We start from the raw sequence: 20735 nt of genomic DNA, 5'->3' as shown, positions 1-20735 counted from the left end.
AGGACGGTTCCTCTTTAACGTATGGCGTTCTGCAATTGATTTTCTCGCATTTCGGAGATTACGAAACGCAATTTACCGGACCGGGTTCGCGCTAATCGGTCAACGTACTCTAAGTCGATGTGCATGTCAGTCCCGAGGCGCTGGGCGAATTCGCGGCGCAGTTGCTTTTCGTCGGCTTCACCATAATCGGTTCCACGTACTACTCGCAACGTAATCCTGCCTGGTTCCTGCTGCACGATTTGCGCCTCGCGGATGCGAACCATATCCTTAAATATGTGATCTAACCTTCCGATTCGCGCCCCGTTCTTCAGCACAACATAATCTTCCTGGCGCCCATCGATGGAGTCGACAATACGACCGGGCAACCCACAATCGCAGCTTCGGTCGCTCAAGGTCGCCATGTCTTGTGAATCATAGCGAAGCAGCGGGGTGGCGTAGTTGCTGAGATTGGTTCCAATCACTTTGCGCTCTCTGTGATCGCCGAGGAACTCCACGCACGCAAAATCGTCGTCTAGATGCAGGTTGCCGCGAGGGCATTCGGATATATTTGCAACGGCCTCGGCCATACCGTAGTGCTGGATCGGGCGCACGCCAAACGCTCGATGCATGGTCTCAGCCTGTTGTGGCAGCAGATTCTCCGCTCCAATCGTGACCCAGGTGGGCTGATACCCAAGATCAAAGCCAGTATCGGCGATAAATGCCGCCACCATTGCCAGCAATGACGGGTACCCGTGCAACCATGGCAGACGCCCTGAGCGTAGCTTTTCTGCGTAGAGTTTCAGATTCCCCGGCGTGAGGTGGTAGGCACTGAAGAACAACTGGTGTCCGGCGAAATTCGTCCGCCAGAATGGTGGACCGGACTGCTCGGCCGGCACCAGTGAACGCCCGCCGAAATATGCACACCAGATCCCGGGCTGAATTCCGTGCCATCGGCGGTACCGCCACCAGACCGCCCACTGCTCCTGGACGGCTTCCTGTGTGGCGAGAAAGTGCAACCCGCCGCCGGTGGTTCCACTGGTGTGGACCATCTCGCACGAATAATTCTTCGCAAGATCAGAGACAAAATCGGAACCTTGTTCCTGGACCGTTGACTTATTCAGCACCGGGAGAATCTTCAGATCATCGAGACCCCGGATGTCTTGCGGGCGAAGGCCAAGCTCACGGAACAGCTTTCGATAATACGGAACGGTACTGGCGCAGTGTGCGACGAATGTACGTAACCGGCGGTCGCGAAACTCGCGAACCTGCTCGTCAGAAAACGAGCTGCGCGTTTCGGCCTCGGCCAGTGCGCGGCGAAAACCGGAGCCGTATCGCTTCCGCTGAATCCGCAAACCCTCAATTGAACAGCCGAGATTTTGAAGGGGAATCGGGAGGCGCAGGTAGAGGCGCTCAAGATTCATCGCGCGAGAACCTCGGCTGGTTGTCGCTCCACTTGGCCTTTCCACCCGAAGTGCGGTTCGAAATGGAAAGTCGCGTCGTCAGGTACATCAACCAATGGCCCGCTCCACGCCTCGACATTGCTGATCAACTCAACATCGCGCCAGTCGTGATCGACCAGGGGGCATTGCTTAACCTGGAATGCCCGTCGGACGATCGGTATCTTTTCCGGGTCAAAGCCCATCAGCCACGCGCAAGCGGCGTCGACACTCGCCGGATTGATGCCGAAGAGCATCGTGCCCGCAGGCACAGGGTCGGGATTCAGCGGTCCTCTGCCTTCACCGGCGATGATACCGTCCACTAGAACATAGTGACGCTTGCGGTTTTCCGGCAGAGGTTCGCGCAGTCTTCCGTCAGCAATGCCATACAAAACCAACTTGTTCAGGTCGAGGCACATCCGCCAAATGGTGTCGTTTCCGAACCAGTTGCCACTCCGAATGACCTTCTGACTGTCACCGAATATCGGTATACCGAACCGGCGTGCCCTTTGCCAGAGCCACGGACCGATTCCCGGAAAACGCACTGCGATGGCGCGAAGAAGTGATGCAGTCCGACGCTCCAGGCGGTGCTTTCCGCCGGGGTGAGGATGCTCATCCCCACCATCCTTCGGGTCGCCTTCGGTGTGATGGGGCAACCAGTTCTTATCTGCATTCACTCCGACCAGGTTCTTAAGACTTACCGTGATACCGGCTTTCTTGTGCGTTTTGAGTTTGGGCAAGCTGAATACTACATCAGCCTTGATGACCGTTCCCGCGATCATGTATTCGTGGTGCCCGCCCGAGTGGTGCCGATTGACCTCGCCGGAATCGTAATCCGCTCCGTAGTAATGGCCGGTGCCGTTATGACCAACGAATTCACTTGCGTCCTTGAGATCAAGGACGGCTGTTCCATTGGGATCTCCCTGGAGCCTTCTTCGCTCGACAATGACATCGTCTTTGCTGGTCCACTCCTCACGACGGAGATCAACGAGTTCGAAGAGGAACCCCTGCCGGCGATAAAACTCTTGAATAGACTCGAGACCCAGAACGCGAACCAATCCAGTCCACGACGAATCCGTCTGCGGAGCATCAGCGAGATATAACTTGCCTGGCGAGCCAATGGCTTTCCAGATGTAGTCCGCCGCCGCACGGATCACGCTGCCATGAGTGAGGACATACTGCCAGCCCTTAGGATCACGGGGATGGGTTTCCTTCACCATGTTGGGCTTGAGAACAACCGTCTCGCCGGGATGCATCAACTCTCCGAGGGGATTCCATTCGGGTGTTCCGAAATGCGTGGCGTCGAGGCCAGCGAGTCGAAAGCATTCGCGGACGGCAGCATAGGCATGGTTCGCCGAAGCCTCAAACTCGCCAAAGGCGTATTCCGGATAGCGTTCAGAGGGGTGGAACGGTGGCAGATCGGGATACTGGGCGAATCGGCTTCGGAACGCTACGACCTGTTTGGGCATTATCGCCATAATACTGTAAGGACCAGAAGCGCCCGGACCGGATCGTCCGCCGGATGTCCTACGTCATAGTGGAGCTCTTCTCGACTATAACGGGAGGTGGCGCCTCGCCATCAGCATGAGGTCTGAGCTCGTGCAGATGCATTTTCTCCCACTCCATCACGACCCTGAATTCCACAAAGATGGCATGCATGATGCAGAAGACCAGTCCTTTGGGACCGTCCAGGAACCCGAACCGGAAGAAATAGCGATATAGAAAGTAGAAGAAAGCACGCGCGGGGAGATGGCGGAACACTTTCTCCTTAAGGAACCGACGCCGTTGGGCTTGCGATCCGAACAGGCGGGGCCGAATGCGCTCGTCGGCCCCTATGTTTCTATCGAGTTGCTCATAAGCAACGGTGTTCAGTTGCGCATAGCGAATATGCTTTGCGATCCAGTACGACATGTCGTGCAAGTCACGATGAATGATGTCATGTTTGCACTCGCTGAGCTTGCCCTCCAGGATCAGGTGCTCATCGACGGGACGGTTTTCATAACGTCCGAGGCGGTGCCTGAAGAACCGCAGCCCCCATGCCGGATACCACCCGCAATGGCGTATCCACTTGCCGTAAAAAATGAGACGCCATTTGACGTAAAAGCCGTCGAAGCCGCGGCCGTCCTCCGCCAGGATTTGTTCGACTTCCCGTTTCAGGCCGTCGGACAAGAACTCGTCGGCGTCCAGCATGAAGACCCATTCATTGCGGAACGGGAGATGATCTAGCGCCCAATTTTTCTGGGCAGAATACCCGGGCCACGGGTTCTGAACGACTTCCGCTCCCATATCGCGCGCGATTTCGATCGTCCGGTCTGTACTGAAACTGTCCACAACAAAGACCTGGTCAGCCCAACCGCAGACATTCTCCAGCACCTGCCGGATATTGATCTCTTCGTTTCCGGTGATGATAAGAACGGAAATGGGCACGCTCATCGCGACACGCCCCTAACGAATGATCCGACGCCCGTGTTGTCTATTGGAGCGAGAGCCCGGCGAAACAATGCAACATTCGCTTCGAGATTGCTCTTGCTGTTCATTACCGATCGGCCGAACTCGGAAGCCTTTTGCGACATGATGCGGTATTCCGCCTCGGGCATATGGACACACGCCTGCAGGACTCGCCGCCACTCCGCCGTGTTTTCCAATGGAATATCCCAGCCGACACACTGACTGCTCAATCCCAACCACTGGGTGCGATTGCTGATGATGATCGGACACCCGGCAGCCGCCCCTTCAATGATTACGTGACCGTAATTCTCACCCAGGGTGGGGAGAATAAAGAAGTGCCTTTCTGACAACTCTTCGAGAACACCCTGAGGGGAAACCGAGCCATGCCAACGCACGGTCACATTGGCCGGCAGCGATGCGATCTTCTGTTCGCACTCCTTCCAAAGCTCGGGGTCCTGCAACGGCCCGAAAATATCCAAACTTACTTCGCCCTGCAGTTCGCTCAATCTCTCGAGCGTGAACAGGGGATTCTTCATTCTCACGATGCGTCCTAATGTAACGAACCGTGCGGAACCGGGATGCTTTTCAGGTCTACGAATTTCGCTCAGCTTATAACCGAAACCCAGGTCAGGCGCCACGTGAACAATCTCAGGCGAGACGCCGAACGGCTCCAACTGGCTCAGTATTTCCGACTTCTCGCGATCCGAAGAGGCGTGCCAATGTAATCCGGAGTAAAGGCTGAACCCGCGAGCGACTTTCATGTACCCGCGCTTCTTCAGGATTTTGAGCCCCAGCGCACCCCCCGCGAGATCGCCGCGCGTCGCCAGCACAACGGGTACCTGCGGAAGCATTCCGCGCTTCCGCGCGAGCAGGGCGCAAATGCTCGATGTCGAGAAGAAACCGTTCAGGTAAATGATGTCAGGCTGCACTTCGTGCGCGATCCGCTGAACCGTACGCGCGTTCCACTTTGGAATGTAGAACACATCGCCGCTGCCAACTCGGTTCCATTCGCCGGTTCGGACAGTGCTGTAGATCTCCGTACTCCCCGAATCATGGTTTAGCGTAACCAGCTTCCAGTCGAAAAACGGTGCGAGTGCTTCGACCATGCAGGAGACGGTCCGCACCGGCCCGCCCGAGTTGAATCCCGGCAGATAGCAGCCGAGCAGCGCGAGAATCTTCGGCCTGGCAGCGGAAATTGATGAATTCTGTTCCGACACTGGGCACAGTGTAGCAGTATTTCAGTCGCCGGAATTCCGCAAGTACAACCTATGGCAAGTGGCGAGAAAGGGGCTAATATGAACGCCGGAACCGCTGGATGTAACCGAGAAAATCCCAGTCACCTTGCACGACACTCTCGAAATCATCGAGCGTGTACGCCCGCCGAACATCCGTCCTCGGTATCCGGTATCGGTCCGGCGGATGATCGCTGGCCCAACGATCCTGGATCGTAATCACGGCGTTTTCATAGCCAGCGCGTTGAACTGCGTCCACGGTACGGTCATTGTGGCGTCCCCAGGGATAACAGAAGCTGCTGCACGCTACTCCGAGGCGGTTTTCGATATCCTGCTTTGATCGGCGAAGTTGGTCGGCACCTTCAGGATCGGGGAGGGTGGTTAAGTCATGGTGTCGGAGCAGATGCGACCCGAATCGAACTCCGCCAGCCTGCATTTCCCTGACTTCAGTCCAAGTCAGCATCTCTTCGTTAGGATAGAGACCGTCGAATTCGTTGGACGACTTTCGGACGCCATCGCCGATGGCCTCGACGAGAAGATAGACGCTGGCGGAAAGACGCAGTCGCCGCAGGATCGGAAAGGCGCTTCGAAATACGCTCGCGTAACCGTCATCAAATGTAATCGCGCAGACGAGGCCGGAAGGAGAAGGAATCCATTCGCCCTTTATGACGGAATCGAGCTCGAGTACCGCGGCGTAGTTGCTGAGCCAGAACATCTGCTGCCGGAAATTCTCTTCCGTTACACCGCGCTCGGTTCCAATCGAGTGATATGTCAATACAAATGCCAGCGGCCGTTTGGGCGATGGCGCCGGATGAAATACCGAATAGCCCTTGCCGATCAGCCGTTTCCAACGTAGAGAGTTGTTCATGATTACGCGCGTGCGGCCGTCAGTTTCGGCGCAACTTGTACCGGCGTCCCCACCACGGCCCCCGTACGGTTCAGTGCTCCGATCGCGAGTCCAAGCGTCGCCCAGTACACGGAAACGTCGGGTCCGAATGAAAGGAACCAAGCCTCAAATTGGCCATGGAATAACGCCGCGCACAGATAACCCATGGCGATCAACGCGATCAAGCGTCGGCCGGCATCGGCACTTCGGGATGATTTCCGAAATGTGAAGAATAGCGTCAGCAAAACCCAGGAATAGAAGAATAGTCCGACGACGCCGGTCTCTTCCATGATGCCGAAGATGCTGTTCCCCTTCTCTCGTGAAGCGCTGGAGAAAGTTTCCCCTTCCTGCCAATAACGAGACATACCGACGCTGACACCAAATCCGGCTCCATACACCCCGCCCAGCTTTGCCGCATCCCAGGAAACGTCCATCTGATCTTCGCGAGACGAAAAGATCGCACTTCTCTTCTTCTCGATAAACGTGTAGTAGAACCTGTCAAAGAGTCCGGCGCCCGTAATCGCGTACGTCAGGACCAGCACCGTAACCGTCAAATAGACCAGTTTCGTTCTTCCGGTCCCGCTCACATATCGACTTGCAATGAGGCAAAGAATCAGCAGTGCAACCAGCGCCGCTCGACTGTGCGTCTCGAACATAACCAGTACCAGCGCGCCCGCCAGAAAATATATCCAGCGGCGATGCCTGGAAGAAGCGCGTGGAAGTAATTTCAATTCGTAGATTAACCAGGGCGCGGTCAGCATAAGGCTGGCGCCGAGCGCATTGGAGTTTCCGGAGTAAGAGCGAAAATTACCTTCGACCCATCCCCGCCCGGTGGCGAGCGCGAACAGAGACGTAAGCACCAGCGGAATGACGCTCCATTCCAGGGGTTCGAAAGGATTCTCGGTTCCGCCGCTCTGCCCGATTATTGCTCCCGATAACAGCAGTGCGAGCACTGTTGACCCGTAAAGCACCCATTTCGTCAGACTCAACACCAGGTTTTCGGTCCAGAAAGTAGTGATAAAGCTGTAGGTGAGGAAGAGATAGAAGGCGATCAGCACCGGGGATAGGATCTGAACCCGAAGGCGTGCAAACATCGCAAGACAGCCCGCGATCAGCAGCGCCAGCATCGGGAACCGGGCGTAAACTCCTACAAGACCTAGCGGGAAGTTCGTCGCCAGGAACGACATCACCGTGAGTATGAATACTATCCGTAAGAACTTCATCTCGAATCCAACATCTTCACGAGGGCTGTCTTGATCGTTTCTGCCTGACGCTCGATCACCCACGGTGCGATGATTCGTTGCGAGGCTTCCCCCATTGCTGTTCGCTTCTCCTTGTCGGTTGCCATGGCGGTGATCGCTTCCGCGAGTTTCACTACATTGTCGACGGGGAAAACGTAACCGTTCTCTTGATGGAAGATAAGATCATCAACGCAACCACACGCATCTGAGACGATGATGGGAAGACCGCACACCATCGCCTCATTTACGACGAGCCCCCACGGTTCGCGGCGTGAGGGCAGAATGAATGCATCGCTGGAGCGCATCCACGATATTACCCCGCGCTGGTTTTCACGACCCGGATACCATACCCTACCCGGAAACTTGCCTACGAACTTTTCAACTCGCTCCCGTTCAGGACCGTCTCCCACAATTGCAAGCCCCAGTTTCGGATCGCGTGCGGCAGCTATTTCAAAGGCCGCAAGGAGCACGTCGATAGCCTTCTGGTGGACGAGACGCCCGACAAAAAGACATACCACCTGATCCGTTGGAATTCCTCGCGCCTCTCTGAATTCACGCCGGGCCGGGGTCCTGGCGTCACGAACCCTCGCCGTATCGACCGTCATGTGCGATATAAGGATCTTCTCCTGCGGAACGCCGTAGTGGCGAAAGTATTCGGCCTGCCGGGTGCCGCCCGGTATCGCGAATGTGATCCACTTCATCCAGAGTGGGTAGACGCGGTCTTTGGTTCGTCCGCGCCAGCCGTTGCTCGTCCGAAGGGGCGTATCGGATTCCACCGCGAACGGAACACCTCGCATGCGACAAGCGAGGATCGACAGCCTAACCACCCAATGCGCCCATCCCGCGAGGTGGGCGGCTCCATACTCGCCCCGGACGATCCGGCGAACCAGCGCGGCAATGTTTCGCATTCTCGCTGCAAACGAGACTGACCGATCCAGTAATACCGGAACACCTTCCGCATCGGCATCCAAGCCCCATGGCTGGGACGCGTTCAGGAATGTGAAGTAGAGGTCCACCGAGAGGGTTGGATCGCGCTTGAGATACAGCGCGCGTGGCAAGATGTAAGGCGTAGGTTCGAGCAACAATACGAGACAACGGCGCTTGGATTCACTACCCACACTGGCGCTCGGGCTCATTCCGACCTGCCCTGGACCGCGACTGCAGCTTCCTCACCGCGCGCGAACTGGTTCCACAATGCCTGTAGCGCGAGCAGCGCAAGTCCATATACGCCCGCACCGCCGGCGATAACGACTACCACATTCACGTTGACCATCTGCTGGGCAGCCAGAATTCCGCCAATCATCGCGGCAGTCGCGATCAACGACACCACAAGCGGACGAGCGAATACCGGCTGCGGCAAATCTCGACTGAAATAAAACGCCATCGCTGCCACGATCGCCTGGGCAACAATCGTTGTAAACACTGCGGCGATGGCCCCGTACTTGGGGATGAACACCAGGTTGAGCGCAACATTCGCTACCGCGCCCGAAGCAACGCTCAACAGGTATTTCCGCTCGCGATTATTGGGAACCAGACGCGAGGCGAACAGCACCGCCGCCGATGCACTCAACAGGTTGAGCATCAACCAGCGAAGCAGATGTTCGGCGCCAGCAAAGCGAGCGCCCATGACCAGGCGACTGACGGGCTGCGCAAGAACAAAACCACCGGCGGCGATCGGCAGTGCCAGCGCAATCGAGGAATTCGCCATCCATTGCGCGTACCGCCGGTCCGCGTGCGCGTCGCGTTTCGCTGCGCCAGAAAACAACGGGAAGAAGACCGTAGCCAACACTGTGAGGAACGACATCGAGATCGCCATCAGCCGATAACTTGCTACGTACAATCCAACTTCGGCCTCGGTACGCATATACCGCAGCATGACTGTATCGATCTGGTCGTAGATCATCGACATCATGCTCGCGATTCCCAGGACGGCGCAGATGGGCAGAATCTTCGCCCATGCCTCAGGCATGTACTTCGGCAATCCGATGTCGAAATCCTTGTGTGCCCGATTCAGCAGAATGGCAGCGCCAACGGCAATCGAAACGGCAGCGGCCAACGGAACGATCCAGGCATCACCTGGCCGATGAACCCAGGACAGGATCATCGCCATGTACACCAGCTGGCCCACGATCGTCACCAGCGACACCCGCCACATTTTGGAATGACCGATGTAAAGCCACTGCACGTCGACGGCTTTAACGAGGATTCCGGCACCGGTGATCAGGAGGATAATCCTGGTAGCCTGGTCTCGGGGAGCAAATGTGAACGTAAACCCAACCAGGAGCAAGCATGAGCAGACCGCAAGCAGGATGCGTGCACTCATCAACTTCTGCACAAGCGTCCGGGGCGCCTCGGCTGCACGCGCGGCTTCTCGGACTCCGTAGGCACGAAAACCCGGTGACGCAAGCAGTCCGAAAAATCCCGTAACTGCCGCAGCGAATCCTACTTTTCCATAACCTTCCGGACCCAGCGCGTGAAGAATCCAGGGAAACGTAACCAGCGGCACGAGTTTGCTGCTGAGGTCCATCACGAACAGAGCAATGGAATTGTTAACGACGCGTTTCGAATCCATGACGCGGGGTACTCGTTTGGACGCTGATTGGTAACTCGAAAGATAGCACAGGACTGCCGCCGTCCTGTTAACGCCGAGCACACGTTCCACCGAATTCCGTTCCGGGATACTACGCTCGAACCAATAGCCCCAAAGCACATGTACCAATTCGGTAAAGCGCTGCATTAGTAACCATTTTGGGAGGCCGAAATCATAAAAAGTGCATGTTAGAATCGCGAGTTAGTGAGTGTCTCTCCCATTTGTTCCATTTTGGAATGCTGGAAAGTGAGCACAAGGATCGCGCATGAACAGTCCTGAGTCGGGTCGGTCGGAGACGACCATAGTTCCTTTCGGAACTAATCGCGCGCTCGAAGAGATCCGTTTCGCTGCTCCTTATCCGACTCCGCCTCGTAAAGAACCCACGCTGCGCGATTACTGGCACATTTTGCTTCGCCGGAAATGGGCAGTCATTTCCTTCATGTTCATTGTAATGACGCTGGTGACAATTATTTCCCTGCGGATGCAGGCGAAATATGAATCGTCCGGCCGCATTGCGGTGGCGCGCGAAACACCCGAGGTCTTTGGGCTTCATAACGACTCTACGAATGGAAATATTGCCGCTGTCGATGACATCAGTCTTCTGCTTGAAACCCAGGTCCAGGTCCTGGAGAGCGAGCAGCTGTCGCTGATGGTGGCTCATAAGCTGCGATCCGGCGCCCCTAGAGCAATACCTGAGATATCAAGTGCGACGAACTTTTTCCCTGGAGCGATTGCTCCACCTACGCCGGAAGAGGTAAGCCTCGCCGGCCGATTGCGAAGCGGTCTGTCGGTCACCATTGTTCCGCGAACGCAGATCATCGAGATCCGTTACAAAGATCCCGACCCGCAGATGGCTGCGCGTGTAGTTCAGGCGTACATCGATTCGTACCTGGAGAGCAATTTCGATTCGAAGTTCCAGTCGATTAAGCAGACCACCGAATGGTTGACGCAGCAGCTCTCAGATTTGCAGACGAAAGTCGAGGTTTCGCAGGAAAAGCTCGTTCGCTACCAGCGCGAACACAACATCGTCGGGGTAGACGACAAACAGAACATCACGACCTCGCGCCTGGATGACCTGAACAAGCAGTTAACGGACGCCGAACTGGACCGCATCCTGAAGGAGACGCGTTATCAAGGTGCGAAGAACGGCGACGCGGAACTGATAGCCAAGACGGATAGCGGCGCTCTCATAGGAAAATTGCGCGACACCGAAGCTGACCTGAACAACCGCCTGGCCCAACTGCTCGTCGTCTACGGTCCGTCCTATCCGAAAGTGCAGGAGTTGAAGAGCCAGTTGGCGCAGACGGAAAAAGCAATTTCGGCCGAGCGCGTCAAGATGCTCGCGGGGCTCCAGGCCGATTATCTTGTGGCGGCAAACCGCGAGAAGATGCTGCGCGCCGAGTTTGAAAAGCAGAAGTCGGCGGCAAATGACCTCAATGAAAGCGCGATCGAATACAACCTGCTCAAGCGCGACGTCGACACGAATCGGCAGCTCTATGAAGGGCTGTTGCAGCGCCTCAAAGAAGCTGGGGTCGTTGCGGGTCTCCGTTCCAGCAACGTAACCGTAATCGATCCGGCGCGCGTACCCAAGTACCCGGTTGAACCAAACATTCCGCGCAATCTTGCTCTCGGTTTCATGATTGGCCTACTCGGCGGAATCGGATTGGCTGGGGTCTTAGAGATGATGGACAACACCGTGAACCTGCCGGAAGACGTCGAAGCTGCCTCGGGACTTCCCGTGATTGGAATCGTCCCTGAAACCCGGCAGATCGTCGATGGAAAGTCCAAGGCGAACAATGGGCTGGAAAAGCTCGCGCTGAAAAAGACTCCGGCTCTCTCGCCGCCTCCCCTGCTCTCACACGAGCGTCCGCAGTCGCAAGCGGCAGAGGCATACCGCGCCCTGCGGACGTCGGTTCTACTCTCCTCCACGCCGCCGAAAATCATTCTCGTGACCAGTGCGCTTCCCCAGGAAGGCAAAACCACGACGGCGGTGAATCTAGCGATTGTTCTCGCCCAGCGTGGCGGGAAGGTACTGCTGATCGACGGAGACCTGCGGCGCGCGCGTATTCACAAATTCTTCAAGGGTACGCAGGCGTCCGGTCTGTCGACGCTTTTGAACGGTCAGGACGATATCAGTGCAGTCCTTCTCCCAACCCTCGTTCCCGGGTTGAATGCGGTATTTGCGGGGCCAACCCCGCCGCAACCGGCCGAAATGTTGAGTTCGGACCGGATGCGCCGGCACTTGGCGCAGTGGCGCAATGAGTTCGATCACATCGTCATCGACTCTCCGCCGGTACTCTCCGTCACCGATGCGGCGCTGCTCTCGGTCGAGTCCGATTCGGTACTGCTGGTGATCCGCTCGCGGCAAACCGCGAAAGACGCGCTGCGGCGCGCATCGGAACTTCTCGCACAGGTCAAGGCTCGTGTGCAGGGCGTCGTGGTGAACGCGATCGATATGGATCAACCGCACTATTACTACTATTACGGCGCGAACTACGGCGCCTATTATCGCGACAACGCTTAAGCGGCAGTTGAACCGATGCGCATTCGCTTGCAATCGAGGCCCGCGAAGTTCCTGGTCGTGACGGTCACCGTTGTGCTTCTCGCTCCTTACTGCATCATTGCAGGTGGACGTTACCGGGCAGCTCGTGTTGCCGAGAAGGATGACCGCGCGTCTCTGGAGCGAGCCATCGCCATGCAACCGAATGACGCTGCTTATCGCGAGCGTCTTGCGCGGTATCTTTTGTACGTAGACCAGGATGCTCCCGCCGCGCTCCACAATTACCGGATTGCCTCCGCCCAGAACCCATACTCCTCATCCGATTGGCTGGGAATCGCACAGGCGCAATTGATTCTCGGCGACGAACCAGCCTCTCTAGAAGCGACTCAACGGGCCATTGAGGCCGACCCGACAACGCCTTCCGTGGCGTGGGAGGCGGCGAACCTGTTTATCACGAACGGGCAAATCGATCCTGCCCTGCGGGAAATCCGCTTCGTCCTGGCGAACGATTCGTCAATGCTGCTACAAGGCCTTCGACTGGTTCATCGCCTCGAACCTTCGGCACCCAAAGCAGTAGAGGCGGGCCTTCCGCCAGATCCAAAGATTTACCTCACCTTCATCACGATGCTGTCGCAGGAGGGCAAGGTCAATGAGGCTAAAGCCGTCTGGCCTCTGCTCATGGGACTGCACCAGCAATTCGATCCCAAGCTGACGCTCTATTTCCTGCATGAACTCACCCAGTCGGGCGACGCCAAAACGGCCTTGCAGTTCTGGAACGACTTGGGCAAACGGTTCACCGAGATCAATCGCTTGAACCAGCCAGGAAACCTTATCCACAACTCCAGTTTTGAATATGACATTCTCAACGGCGGCTTTGATTGGGAGTTCCTTTCATCGCGGGAGGTCGATCTCAGAACAGAAACATCCGACGCGCACGACGGCCGACGCTCCCTGTTGGTGACCTTCCTCGGCGAACGAACATCGGATATCGGGATGCACCAGTACCTCGTCCTGGAACCCAACACCCGCTATCGCTTTCGCGGCTATATGAAATCCGCCCTACAGACCGCTAACGGCCTGCAATTCATCCTCGTGGACGTGGCAAATCAGAAGCGCCTCCTTGAAACCTCCGACAGCGTCGACGACCGCCAATGGAAGGAGTTCTCCGCCGACTTCGTGACCGCCCCCAACACCAGGTTATGTGTCTTCCTGATGGGACGTTCCGGAGGGACACTGGTCCGCGGCAATGCCCTCATTGACGACCTCCACTTGGAGAAGGTGACCGAGTGATGAGTTCCGCAGTACATCACCGCCCTCACCTGTCTCCCGTCGGGGAGACGGAACAAGGAACTCTCGCCCAAGTGCTGCGCTCGGCTTGCTGTTACCTGACCGTCGCGATTCTCGTGTTTGGGCCGCTGGCGTTCGGTGCCGTCGAGCCTTGGTCGATGTTCATTCTGCATTTCGGAGCGGCCGCCGCATTTATTCTTTGGATTCTCGCGAATGTCGCCTCCCCGGGAGGCAGTATAGAGTTGCAGGCCATCCATTTGCCGCCGTTCCTGTTCGCCTGCATCGTCATCGGTCAGATCTTGCTGGGTGGAACCGCCTATCACCACGAAACCGTCACACAGTTTCTGAACTACGTCGCCTATGGTCTGATATTCCTCATCTCCACCGATCTGTTTCGCAACGAACGTGAAGCGCGCCTTCTCTGCCTCACATTGGCCGTCCTCGGTTTTGGGCTCGCATTCCTTGGTTCTGTTCAGGAGTTCACGTCTCCTGGAAAACTGTATTGGGTGCGCACCCCCCGGCAGGGTGGACCAATCTTCGGACCATATGTGAACCGAAACCACTATGCCGGCGTGATGGAACTCCTGTTCCCATTCGCGGTCCTCGGCAGTTTCAAACCCGGTCCATCGCTCGGCAAACGCGTGATGATGGGTTTTGCGGCCCTGCTGATGATCGCAACGGTATTCCTTTGCGCTTCGCGCGGCGGATTCGTTTGTGTGGTCCTGCAGAGCGTTCTGGTCGGCGTCATGTTGTTGTGGCGATCCCGAAAGGTCGGATTGGTTTTTTCGATGACGCTGCTCTTCATCGTGACCGCCGCTTTTGGAATCTGGCTCGGATCCGACCAGTTGCTCGGCCGTCTCGGCCAGGTCGGCAGCGATGCCGGACGAGTACAAATCGCCAAAGACAGTATCCGGATGTTCGAGCAACATCCTGTTACGGGCTGGGGGCTCGGAACATTTCCGATCGTTTACCCCAAATTCCGAACCTTCGCCACCGACCTATTTGTTAACGAAGCTCATAACGATTTTGTGCAACTGCTGGTTGAAACCGGGGTTCTTGGTTTCGCAGCGGGGGTCGGCCTGCTCGTACTTGTTTATGTACGCGGGTTTCGCAAGATCAGCCGCTCCCTGTTCGGATCCTGGAACTCAGTGGCAGTGGGAGCCTCGCTGATAGGCGTAACCGGAATTGCCGTGCACAGCCTTTTCGACTTCAACCTGCAAATACCCGCGAACGCGCTTCTGTTCTACGTCCTGTGCGCAGTCGCAGGAAGTACATCAGAAGAAGACGCTCAAGTAGTTCGCAGGATAGATAACAACGGTACCGTTTCAGTAATCGACGTTTAATTTTTGTTCGGCAGTTGTGCTGTAGAATTCTTCAAAGAGAACCAGAGCCGTTTCTGACCACCGCTTCATTCAGATAACGAATGAGAAGCACTAACATTTCGACTCATGGCTCAAGAGAATCCGCTTCGCAAGTCGGACTGCGCCGGCTCTCCCACTTCCTTGCGGGCCTTCCTTCCGAGTTCTACCGTCGCGAGGCGCAGTTTGCCATAGACCTGGTCTCTTCCGCGATTTCACTAGTCATCGCCTACAGGTTGCGATTCGATACCGGCATCCCGCACAGCTATCGCCAAGGCATGTGGATTCTGGCGATGACATTTCCCGTCGCGCGCATGGCATCCATCCTGCTCGCTCGCGGTTATGAAATTATTTGGCGATACTTCAGTTTTCGTGATGCGCAACTGATCGCTCTAGCCTCGATCCCGCCTTCGCTGATTCTCCTTGCACTCCGGCTTCTGCCAATTTCCGACCGCCTGAGACCGCCAATCGGGGTCATCGGAATCGAGTACTTCTCCTTCCTCTTCCTTGCCGGAGCCGCCCGAGGTTTGCGGCGACTTACATACGAGAATGCCCGGCGCAAAGAAGGGCGCCACGCCGCAATCGTGCTTGGCCCTGAAGATGCTCTGCCCGCTGCCCTCTACCAGGTGGCTCAGCACGCAGAGATTCACGTCATCGGTCTACTCACTCTGACTCCCGATATGAAGGGCAAGCTCATCCAAGGATTCCCCGTTCTCGGGTCCCCTTCGGATCTCGCCGCAGCCCTGGTACAGCACAATGCCTCATTGATACTCGTCGCCGACGCCAGCATGGAAGAACTCAGCGAGTGCATGTCCGTGGCGTCGGAATTTGGCGCTGAAATTCGGCTGCTGCCTTCTGCCTCGAATGTCATGCGTGGCGATGTAAGAATCGCGGCACGACCACGGCCGGACCTAGTGCTTGCCAAGCCGCAGGCCGCCACCACCCAGCGTCCTGAAGTCATAGAGGCCTTCCGCAATCGGACGGTTTTGATCACCGGCGCTGGGGGATCCATCGGGTCTGAAATTTCCCGGCAGGTTGCGAAATTGCCCGTTCGCCGGATCCTTCTGCTCGATCACGACGAGAACTCGATTTTCGAAATCCACCAGAAGCTCCGAGCATTGGAAACCGCGCCGGAGTTGGTACAAATTGTTGGGGACATTCGCAATCGCGAACAGATGCGCCGCATCTTTGGAGCTTATCTCCCCGATGCGGTCTTGCACGCCGCCGCCTTTAAGCACGTTCCCGTCATGGAAGTGAACCGCAGCCAGGCGGTACTGAACAACGTAATTGGCACGCGCGAACTTGCGGACTTATCTCTTGAATTTGAAGTAGATCGCTTTTTGATGATCTCGACGGACAAGGCAGTGCGACCATCGAGCATCATGGGGGCTACGAAACGCCTCGCCGAGATTCTCGTCCAGAATCGTGCAAACGAGACCCATTGCAGAACCAAGTTCGCGTGTGTTCGTTTCGGAAATGTGGTCGGCAGCCGCGGCAGTGTTATCCCGATCTTCCTTCGCCAGATCGCCGAAGGTGGACCGGTTACGATCACCCACGAATTGATGACCCGTTACTTCATGACCATACCGGAAGCCGTACAACTTGTATTACAGGCTGCCACTCTGGCAACAAGCGGCGAACTCTACATGCTTGATATGGGTGATCCCGTCAGGATCATGGATTTGGCGCGCAAGTTGGTCGAATCGGCGGGCCTGCGACCGGGTCGCGACATCGAGATCAAGATCACCGGGATCCGCCAGGGCGAGAAACTGCACGAACAGTTGTGGCTTGAGGACGCAAACGTCAGCCGGACAAGATTCGATCGCGTCCATCGTGTCCTGGCAGCAGATCCACCCCCGGACTTAACGGCGAGGGTCAGCGATCTGGAGAAAATCGCACTGTGCGGAGCGGACGATGACGTGCTGGCCGCACTTAAGGAACTTCCGATCGAGTGGCGTGGAACCGAGGGAGTTCTCACATCGGCAGAGGCATCGGCGGTATAGGGGATCATTATCAGTTCGAAGACACCGAATCCGTCTCCAACGAGAAGGTCCGTCGAGCTTCCATCATGTACTGTTGTCGTCTGTACTCGGCAACGCCCTGTCGAGCTACGCCGATGCCTTGAATCCCTCTGCCGTCTGAATTACTCCCGGCTGAGCATCCTCGTGGTTGAGAACGATGCCGCCCCAGGAGACGCCGAGCAAATCGCGCGGGAGTACGGAGCGTCGTATCGTCTCTGTACTTACCGCGGCTTGAGTGCGGCCCGCAACCTCGGAGTACGAAGCTGCTTTAGCGACCTGCTCGCTTTCATTGATGACGACGCTGTCTGCGACCCGGATTGGATCCGCAACGCGGTTTCGCTATTTGAAGATGAACGGATCGACATCGTTACCGGGAAAGTCATCTTTCACTCCGATCCAGCGTGCACATCAGCCGCAACCCACGAATTCGATCCCGGCGATCATCTCGTTGATCGAAAAACCAAGGATTGGTTCGGTATGACTGTTTTTGGCGGCGTCGGTCTTGGGGGCAATTTCATTGTTCGCCGCGACTGCATGGAACAGATCGGCGGCTTTGACGAGCGCCTCGGACGCGGAGCACTGATGCATGCCAGCGAGGAAAACCTCTTCGTTTTTCGGGCTGTCGACGCCGGATGTCGGATAGGCACATGCTCACGATCGCTTGTTCGGCATCCGTTTCATGACAGCAACAACTCTGACGCTCCCATCCGTTCTATCGCAATTTCTACCGCTATGGTCGCGCTGTTGGCTCTGGAGCATTCCCGGCATTTCGGAGATCTCTGTCGATACCTCTGGGGCGCAATCCGAAGAACACCTCAGTCATGGCGGCAGAGACCAGTTCACCTTTTGGAAGGAATGGCGAAGTCGCGCCTGAAGGTCTATTTCGCCCTGTTCGCCGGACCGTTTTTATACGCTTTTACGGCCATAACACATCTTATCGGGGGAACACCGAATTTCCCTGCAAAGGGAGTCAGGGGTGTTGAAGAGATTGCGGCGCAGAGCGCGGCCCCCAAAATGCGTGCGTAGCAATTTCACGATTACCTTTTTACTACAATCCAGTACCACACGATGAGCATCAGCAGCACGAATGCCGCGAAGACCGCCGCCTGTCCTAATAGCCGGCGCTGCGCTCGATGAAGATGTAAGTGATGATGTTTCGTTCTCCTTCGCCTGCGGTGAATCTCGGGCTCAATATCAATCTGCGCTTTCTGGGCAACCGGTTCTTCCATAACGCTTCCTTGTGTCTCTTGAGCCCCTGAACAAGGTATTCCTGGACCATGATGGCGCGAATCTCGGGCAGTCACCGTAGTATTGTTACTTTGGTGAGCCAAATAGCAAGTTCCACGCCCGGGTTCAGTCCAAAACTCGGGCAGCTCACGCTACAATACTTGTTCCCCCTTTCTTATATTTGGAGTTGCCGCAAACATGAGCTCAAAAGCGCAGTCTGTCCAAACCTCGTTGTTTCTCGAAAAAGTAGCGAACCGTACGGCAAAAATTGGGATTATTGGCATGGGGTATGTCGGACTTCCCCTGGCCCTGCTCTACAGCAATCAGAAGTTTGCCGTGACCGGCTTCGATATCGACCAGAAGAAAGTCGACACCCTGACTGCCGGAGGAACCTACATTGTCCGTATTCCCGGCGAGGAGATACGGGAGGCGAAGAAGAGCGGCTTCAACGCGACTGCTGACTACCGCAGGATCGCGGAAATGGACGCCATCATCATCTGCGTCCCCACGCCTCTGAACGAGTATCACGAGCCGGACATGACCTACATCGTCGATACCGTGAAGGCCATCGCTCCGCATGTTCGCAGCGGTCAACTTATCGTGCTCGAGAGCACCACCTATCCGGGCACGACAGAAGAAGTTGTCATTCCGCTGCTTGAGAAGGGCAATCCACGCGGCCTTCGTACGGCTCGCAGCGAAAACGAAGATGGTTTCTTTGTTGCTTTCTCGCCCGAGCGCGAAGATCCCGGCAACGACACGGTCGAGCGTCACGACATACCGAAGGTTATTGGCGGCGTCGGCGAAACTGCGACGCGGCTTGCCGCCGCGCTTTACGGAACCATTTTCAGGCGCACAATACCGGTTTCCACGCCCGCGACGGCCGAAATGACCAAGCTGCTGGAGAACATTTACCGCTGCGTGAACATTGCATTGGTAAATGAACTCAAGCTGCTCTGCCACCGCATGAATATCGACATCTGGGAGGTCATCGAGGCGGCCAAGACGAAGCCTTTCGGATTCCATCCCTTCTACCCCGGCCCCGGTCTCGGTGGGCACTGCATCCCTGTCGATCCCTTCTATCTCTCATGGAAAGCAAAGGAATTCGACTTCCACACGCGCTTCATTGAACTGGCAGGCGAAATCAATACCGCCATGCCGTACCACGTCGTCAGCTCCGTCGCCGATGCTCTGAACGCACGCAAGAAGGCCTTGAACGGCGCCAAAGTGCTAGTGCTCGGCGTGGCCTACAAGAAGGACATCGACGACCTCCGCGAATCGCCTTCTCTGACCATCATCGAGCAATTGCAGAAGGCCGGCGCCGAGGTCCGGTACAACGACCCGTTCTTCAAGTTCGTAGGCAGGGGCCGCAAATACGACCTGCAGATGACCAACACTCCGCTCGACGACCTTGGCCAGTACGATTGCGTGCTCATCGTCACCGACCACTCCGATTACGACTACAAGAGAATCGTGCGCGAGTCTCAGCTCGTCATCGATACTCGCAACGCAACTAAGGGAATCGCAGCCGCAAATCTCGTGCGCTGCTGACAGGGGACCGCAATGGCGCTCTATCTCATCACTGGTGCGGCCGGATTCATCGGCTCGAACCTGGCCCGTGCCCTGCTCGCGCGCGGCGAAAAAGTGCGCGGCATCGACAATTTCTCCACCGGTAAACGCGACAATCTCGTCGGTCTCGAAGGCATGGACCTCGTCGCCGGCGACATCAATGACACTGGGCTCATGAACCGCATTTGCGCGGGGGTGGACTACGTTTTCCACGAGGCCGCATTACCTTCCGTGCCGCGGTCCGTGAAAGACCCCGTCAGTTCCCATCAGGCCTGCCTGACTGGAACCCTGAGCGTACTGCTCGCGGCCCGCGATTCCAAGGTTAAGCGCCTCATTTATGCCGGCTCTTCGTCCGCATACGGCGACACCCCAACTCTTCCCAAGCATGAGGAGATGTTGCCCTGTCCAATTTCTCCTTATGCCGTTGCCAAGCTCTCCGGAGAGCTGTATTTGCAATCCTTCTGGCGTGTCTATGGACTGGAAACCGTAACCCTTCGCTATTTCAACGTGTTCGGACCTTACCAGGACCCGACTTCTTTCTATTCCGGCGTACTCGCCAAGTTCACCACCCAGATGCTACGTGGCGAACAACCAACCATCTTTGGTGATGGTGAACAGAGTCGCGATTTTACGTACATCGATAACGTGGTCGAGGCGAATCTGTTAACCTGTATAGCGCCGGCAGAGAAGGTGGCCGGGCGGGTCTTCAATGCCGCCACCGGAAGCCGTATCACGTTGAATGACACATTCCGCGTGCTCTGCGATCTCACCGGATATAAGGGCGTTCCGATTTACGCTCCTGTGCGCGAAGGCGACATCAAGGATTCCCTCGCCGAAATCTCGCGTGCTCGCGAAGCATTCGGATATGTCCCCAAAATCGATTTCCGCGATGGGTTGCGCCGTACGGTGGAATGGTACCGTACACAACCAGCCGCAGTTGCGACTCGGGCCTAGCCATTAATCG

General features: G+C 56.6%; 16 protein-coding genes. 7 read left to right on the top strand and 9 right to left on the bottom strand.

Translation table 11 applies throughout. The annotated features are described in order from the left end of the window. Positions 1–14 precede the first annotated feature (14 nt). The 8 genes from ROO76_19230 to ROO76_19195 form a co-directional block, all read right to left on the bottom strand. Positions 15–1400 carry a hypothetical protein gene (locus tag ROO76_19230; protein ID MDT8070307.1) on the bottom strand — a complete coding sequence of 462 codons (1386 nt, stop codon included), beginning with the start codon at positions 1398–1400 and terminating at the stop codon, positions 15–17. Continuing rightward, a complete protein-coding gene (locus ROO76_19225; protein ID MDT8070306.1) occupies positions 1397–2884 on the bottom strand; it encodes a DUF362 domain-containing protein in 1488 nt (495 codons plus the stop codon). The genes ROO76_19230 and ROO76_19225 overlap by 4 nt, the downstream gene beginning before the upstream one ends. A gap of 58 nt (positions 2885–2942) precedes the next feature. Beyond that, positions 2943–3848, bottom strand: coding sequence for a glycosyltransferase family 2 protein (locus ROO76_19220; protein ID MDT8070305.1), 906 nt, complete (start codon positions 3846–3848; stop codon positions 2943–2945). Further along, positions 3845–5080 carry a glycosyltransferase family 4 protein gene (locus ROO76_19215; protein MDT8070304.1) on the bottom strand — a complete coding sequence of 412 codons (1236 nt, stop codon included), beginning with the start codon at positions 5078–5080 and terminating at the stop codon, positions 3845–3847. The genes ROO76_19220 and ROO76_19215 overlap by 4 nt, the downstream gene beginning before the upstream one ends. 73 nt (positions 5081–5153) lie before the next feature. After that, positions 5154–5963: a polysaccharide deacetylase family protein gene (locus ROO76_19210; GenBank protein MDT8070303.1), complete on the bottom strand. Its 810-nt coding sequence runs from the start codon at positions 5961–5963 to the stop codon at positions 5154–5156. 2 nt (positions 5964–5965) lie between these two features. Continuing rightward, positions 5966–7204, bottom strand: coding sequence for a hypothetical protein (locus ROO76_19205; protein ID MDT8070302.1), 1239 nt, complete (start codon positions 7202–7204; stop codon positions 5966–5968). Next, entirely contained in the window at positions 7201–8358 is a 1158-nt protein-coding gene (locus ROO76_19200; protein MDT8070301.1) for a glycosyltransferase family 4 protein, read from the bottom strand. The genes ROO76_19205 and ROO76_19200 overlap by 4 nt, the downstream gene beginning before the upstream one ends. Continuing rightward, a complete protein-coding gene (locus ROO76_19195) occupies positions 8355–9794 on the bottom strand; it encodes a flippase (GenBank protein ID MDT8070300.1) in 1440 nt (479 codons plus the stop codon). The genes ROO76_19200 and ROO76_19195 overlap by 4 nt, the downstream gene beginning before the upstream one ends. Before the next feature lie 283 nt (positions 9795–10077). Between ROO76_19195 and ROO76_19190 the strand changes: the two genes are divergently transcribed. The 5 genes from ROO76_19190 to ROO76_19170 all read left to right on the top strand — a co-directional run bounded on the left by ROO76_19190 (position 10078) and on the right by ROO76_19170 (position 18004). Then, positions 10078–12336: a polysaccharide biosynthesis tyrosine autokinase gene (locus ROO76_19190; GenBank protein ID MDT8070299.1), complete on the top strand. Its 2259-nt coding sequence runs from the start codon at positions 10078–10080 to the stop codon at positions 12334–12336. A 15-nt stretch (positions 12337–12351) separates the two neighbouring features. Continuing rightward, positions 12352–13602: a carbohydrate binding domain-containing protein gene (locus ROO76_19185; GenBank protein ID MDT8070298.1), complete on the top strand. Its 1251-nt coding sequence runs from the start codon at positions 12352–12354 to the stop codon at positions 13600–13602. Beyond that, positions 13602–14942 carry an O-antigen ligase family protein gene (locus tag ROO76_19180; GenBank protein ID MDT8070297.1) on the top strand — a complete coding sequence of 447 codons (1341 nt, stop codon included), beginning with the start codon at positions 13602–13604 and terminating at the stop codon, positions 14940–14942. Before ROO76_19185 ends, ROO76_19180 begins: the two co-directional genes overlap by 1 nt. A gap of 80 nt (positions 14943–15022) precedes the next feature. Continuing rightward, complete coding sequence (locus ROO76_19175) at positions 15023–16960, top strand: nucleoside-diphosphate sugar epimerase/dehydratase (protein ID MDT8070296.1); 1938 nt, start codon at positions 15023–15025, stop codon at positions 16958–16960. Positions 16961–16963: 3 nt separating this feature from the next. Continuing rightward, positions 16964–18004, top strand: coding sequence for a glycosyltransferase (locus ROO76_19170; GenBank protein MDT8070295.1), 1041 nt, complete (start codon positions 16964–16966; stop codon positions 18002–18004). An 11-nt stretch (positions 18005–18015) separates the two neighbouring features. On the opposite strand, the gene ROO76_19165 is transcribed toward ROO76_19170, so the two are convergent. Beyond that, positions 18016–18207, bottom strand: a complete 192-nt coding sequence (locus ROO76_19165) for a hypothetical protein (GenBank protein MDT8070294.1) — start codon at positions 18205–18207, stop codon at positions 18016–18018. 196 nt (positions 18208–18403) lie between these two features. Between ROO76_19165 and ROO76_19160 the strand changes: the two genes are divergently transcribed. After that, on the top strand, positions 18404–19753 hold the full coding sequence (locus tag ROO76_19160; GenBank protein MDT8070293.1) for a nucleotide sugar dehydrogenase: 1350 nt from the start codon (positions 18404–18406) through the stop codon (positions 19751–19753). A 12-nt stretch (positions 19754–19765) separates the two neighbouring features. Continuing rightward, positions 19766–20725, top strand: coding sequence for an SDR family oxidoreductase (locus tag ROO76_19155; protein MDT8070292.1), 960 nt, complete (start codon positions 19766–19768; stop codon positions 20723–20725). Positions 20726–20735 lie beyond the last annotated feature (10 nt).

The organism is Terriglobia bacterium (genome assembly GCA_032252755.1).
Taxonomy (GTDB): Bacteria; Acidobacteriota; Terriglobia; order Terriglobales; family Acidobacteriaceae; genus JAVUPY01.
Note: the sequence above shows the minus strand (reverse complement) of the source record. Positions and strands in the feature narration are given on the sequence as shown.

Bases quoted from the DNA above. Each gene is read 5' to 3' on its own strand.
- ROO76_19225 (MDT8070306.1), bottom strand. From the start codon at position 2,884: ATGCCCAAACAGGTCGTAGCGTTCCGAAGCCGATTCGCCCAGTATCCC.
- ROO76_19160 (MDT8070293.1), top strand. From the start codon at position 18,404: ATGAGCTCAAAAGCGCAGTCTGTCCAAACCTCGTTGTTTCTCGAAAAA.
- ROO76_19195 (MDT8070300.1), bottom strand. From the start codon at position 9,794: ATGGATTCGAAACGCGTCGTTAACAATTCCATTGCTCTGTTCGTGATG.
- ROO76_19205 (MDT8070302.1), bottom strand. From the start codon at position 7,204: ATGAAGTTCTTACGGATAGTATTCATACTCACGGTGATGTCGTTCCTG.
- ROO76_19190 (MDT8070299.1), top strand. From the start codon at position 10,078: ATGAACAGTCCTGAGTCGGGTCGGTCGGAGACGACCATAGTTCCTTTC.
- ROO76_19155 (MDT8070292.1), top strand. From the start codon at position 19,766: ATGGCGCTCTATCTCATCACTGGTGCGGCCGGATTCATCGGCTCGAAC.
- ROO76_19230 (MDT8070307.1), bottom strand. From the start codon at position 1,400: ATGAATCTTGAGCGCCTCTACCTGCGCCTCCCGATTCCCCTTCAAAAT.
- ROO76_19210 (MDT8070303.1), bottom strand. From the start codon at position 5,963: ATGAACAACTCTCTACGTTGGAAACGGCTGATCGGCAAGGGCTATTCG.
- ROO76_19165 (MDT8070294.1), bottom strand. From the start codon at position 18,207: ATGGAAGAACCGGTTGCCCAGAAAGCGCAGATTGATATTGAGCCCGAG.
- ROO76_19200 (MDT8070301.1), bottom strand. From the start codon at position 8,358: ATGAGCCCGAGCGCCAGTGTGGGTAGTGAATCCAAGCGCCGTTGTCTC.
- ROO76_19180 (MDT8070297.1), top strand. From the start codon at position 13,602: ATGAGTTCCGCAGTACATCACCGCCCTCACCTGTCTCCCGTCGGGGAG.
- ROO76_19220 (MDT8070305.1), bottom strand. From the start codon at position 3,848: ATGAGCGTGCCCATTTCCGTTCTTATCATCACCGGAAACGAAGAGATC.
- ROO76_19175 (MDT8070296.1), top strand. From the start codon at position 15,023: ATGAGAAGCACTAACATTTCGACTCATGGCTCAAGAGAATCCGCTTCG.
- ROO76_19185 (MDT8070298.1), top strand. From the start codon at position 12,352: ATGCGCATTCGCTTGCAATCGAGGCCCGCGAAGTTCCTGGTCGTGACG.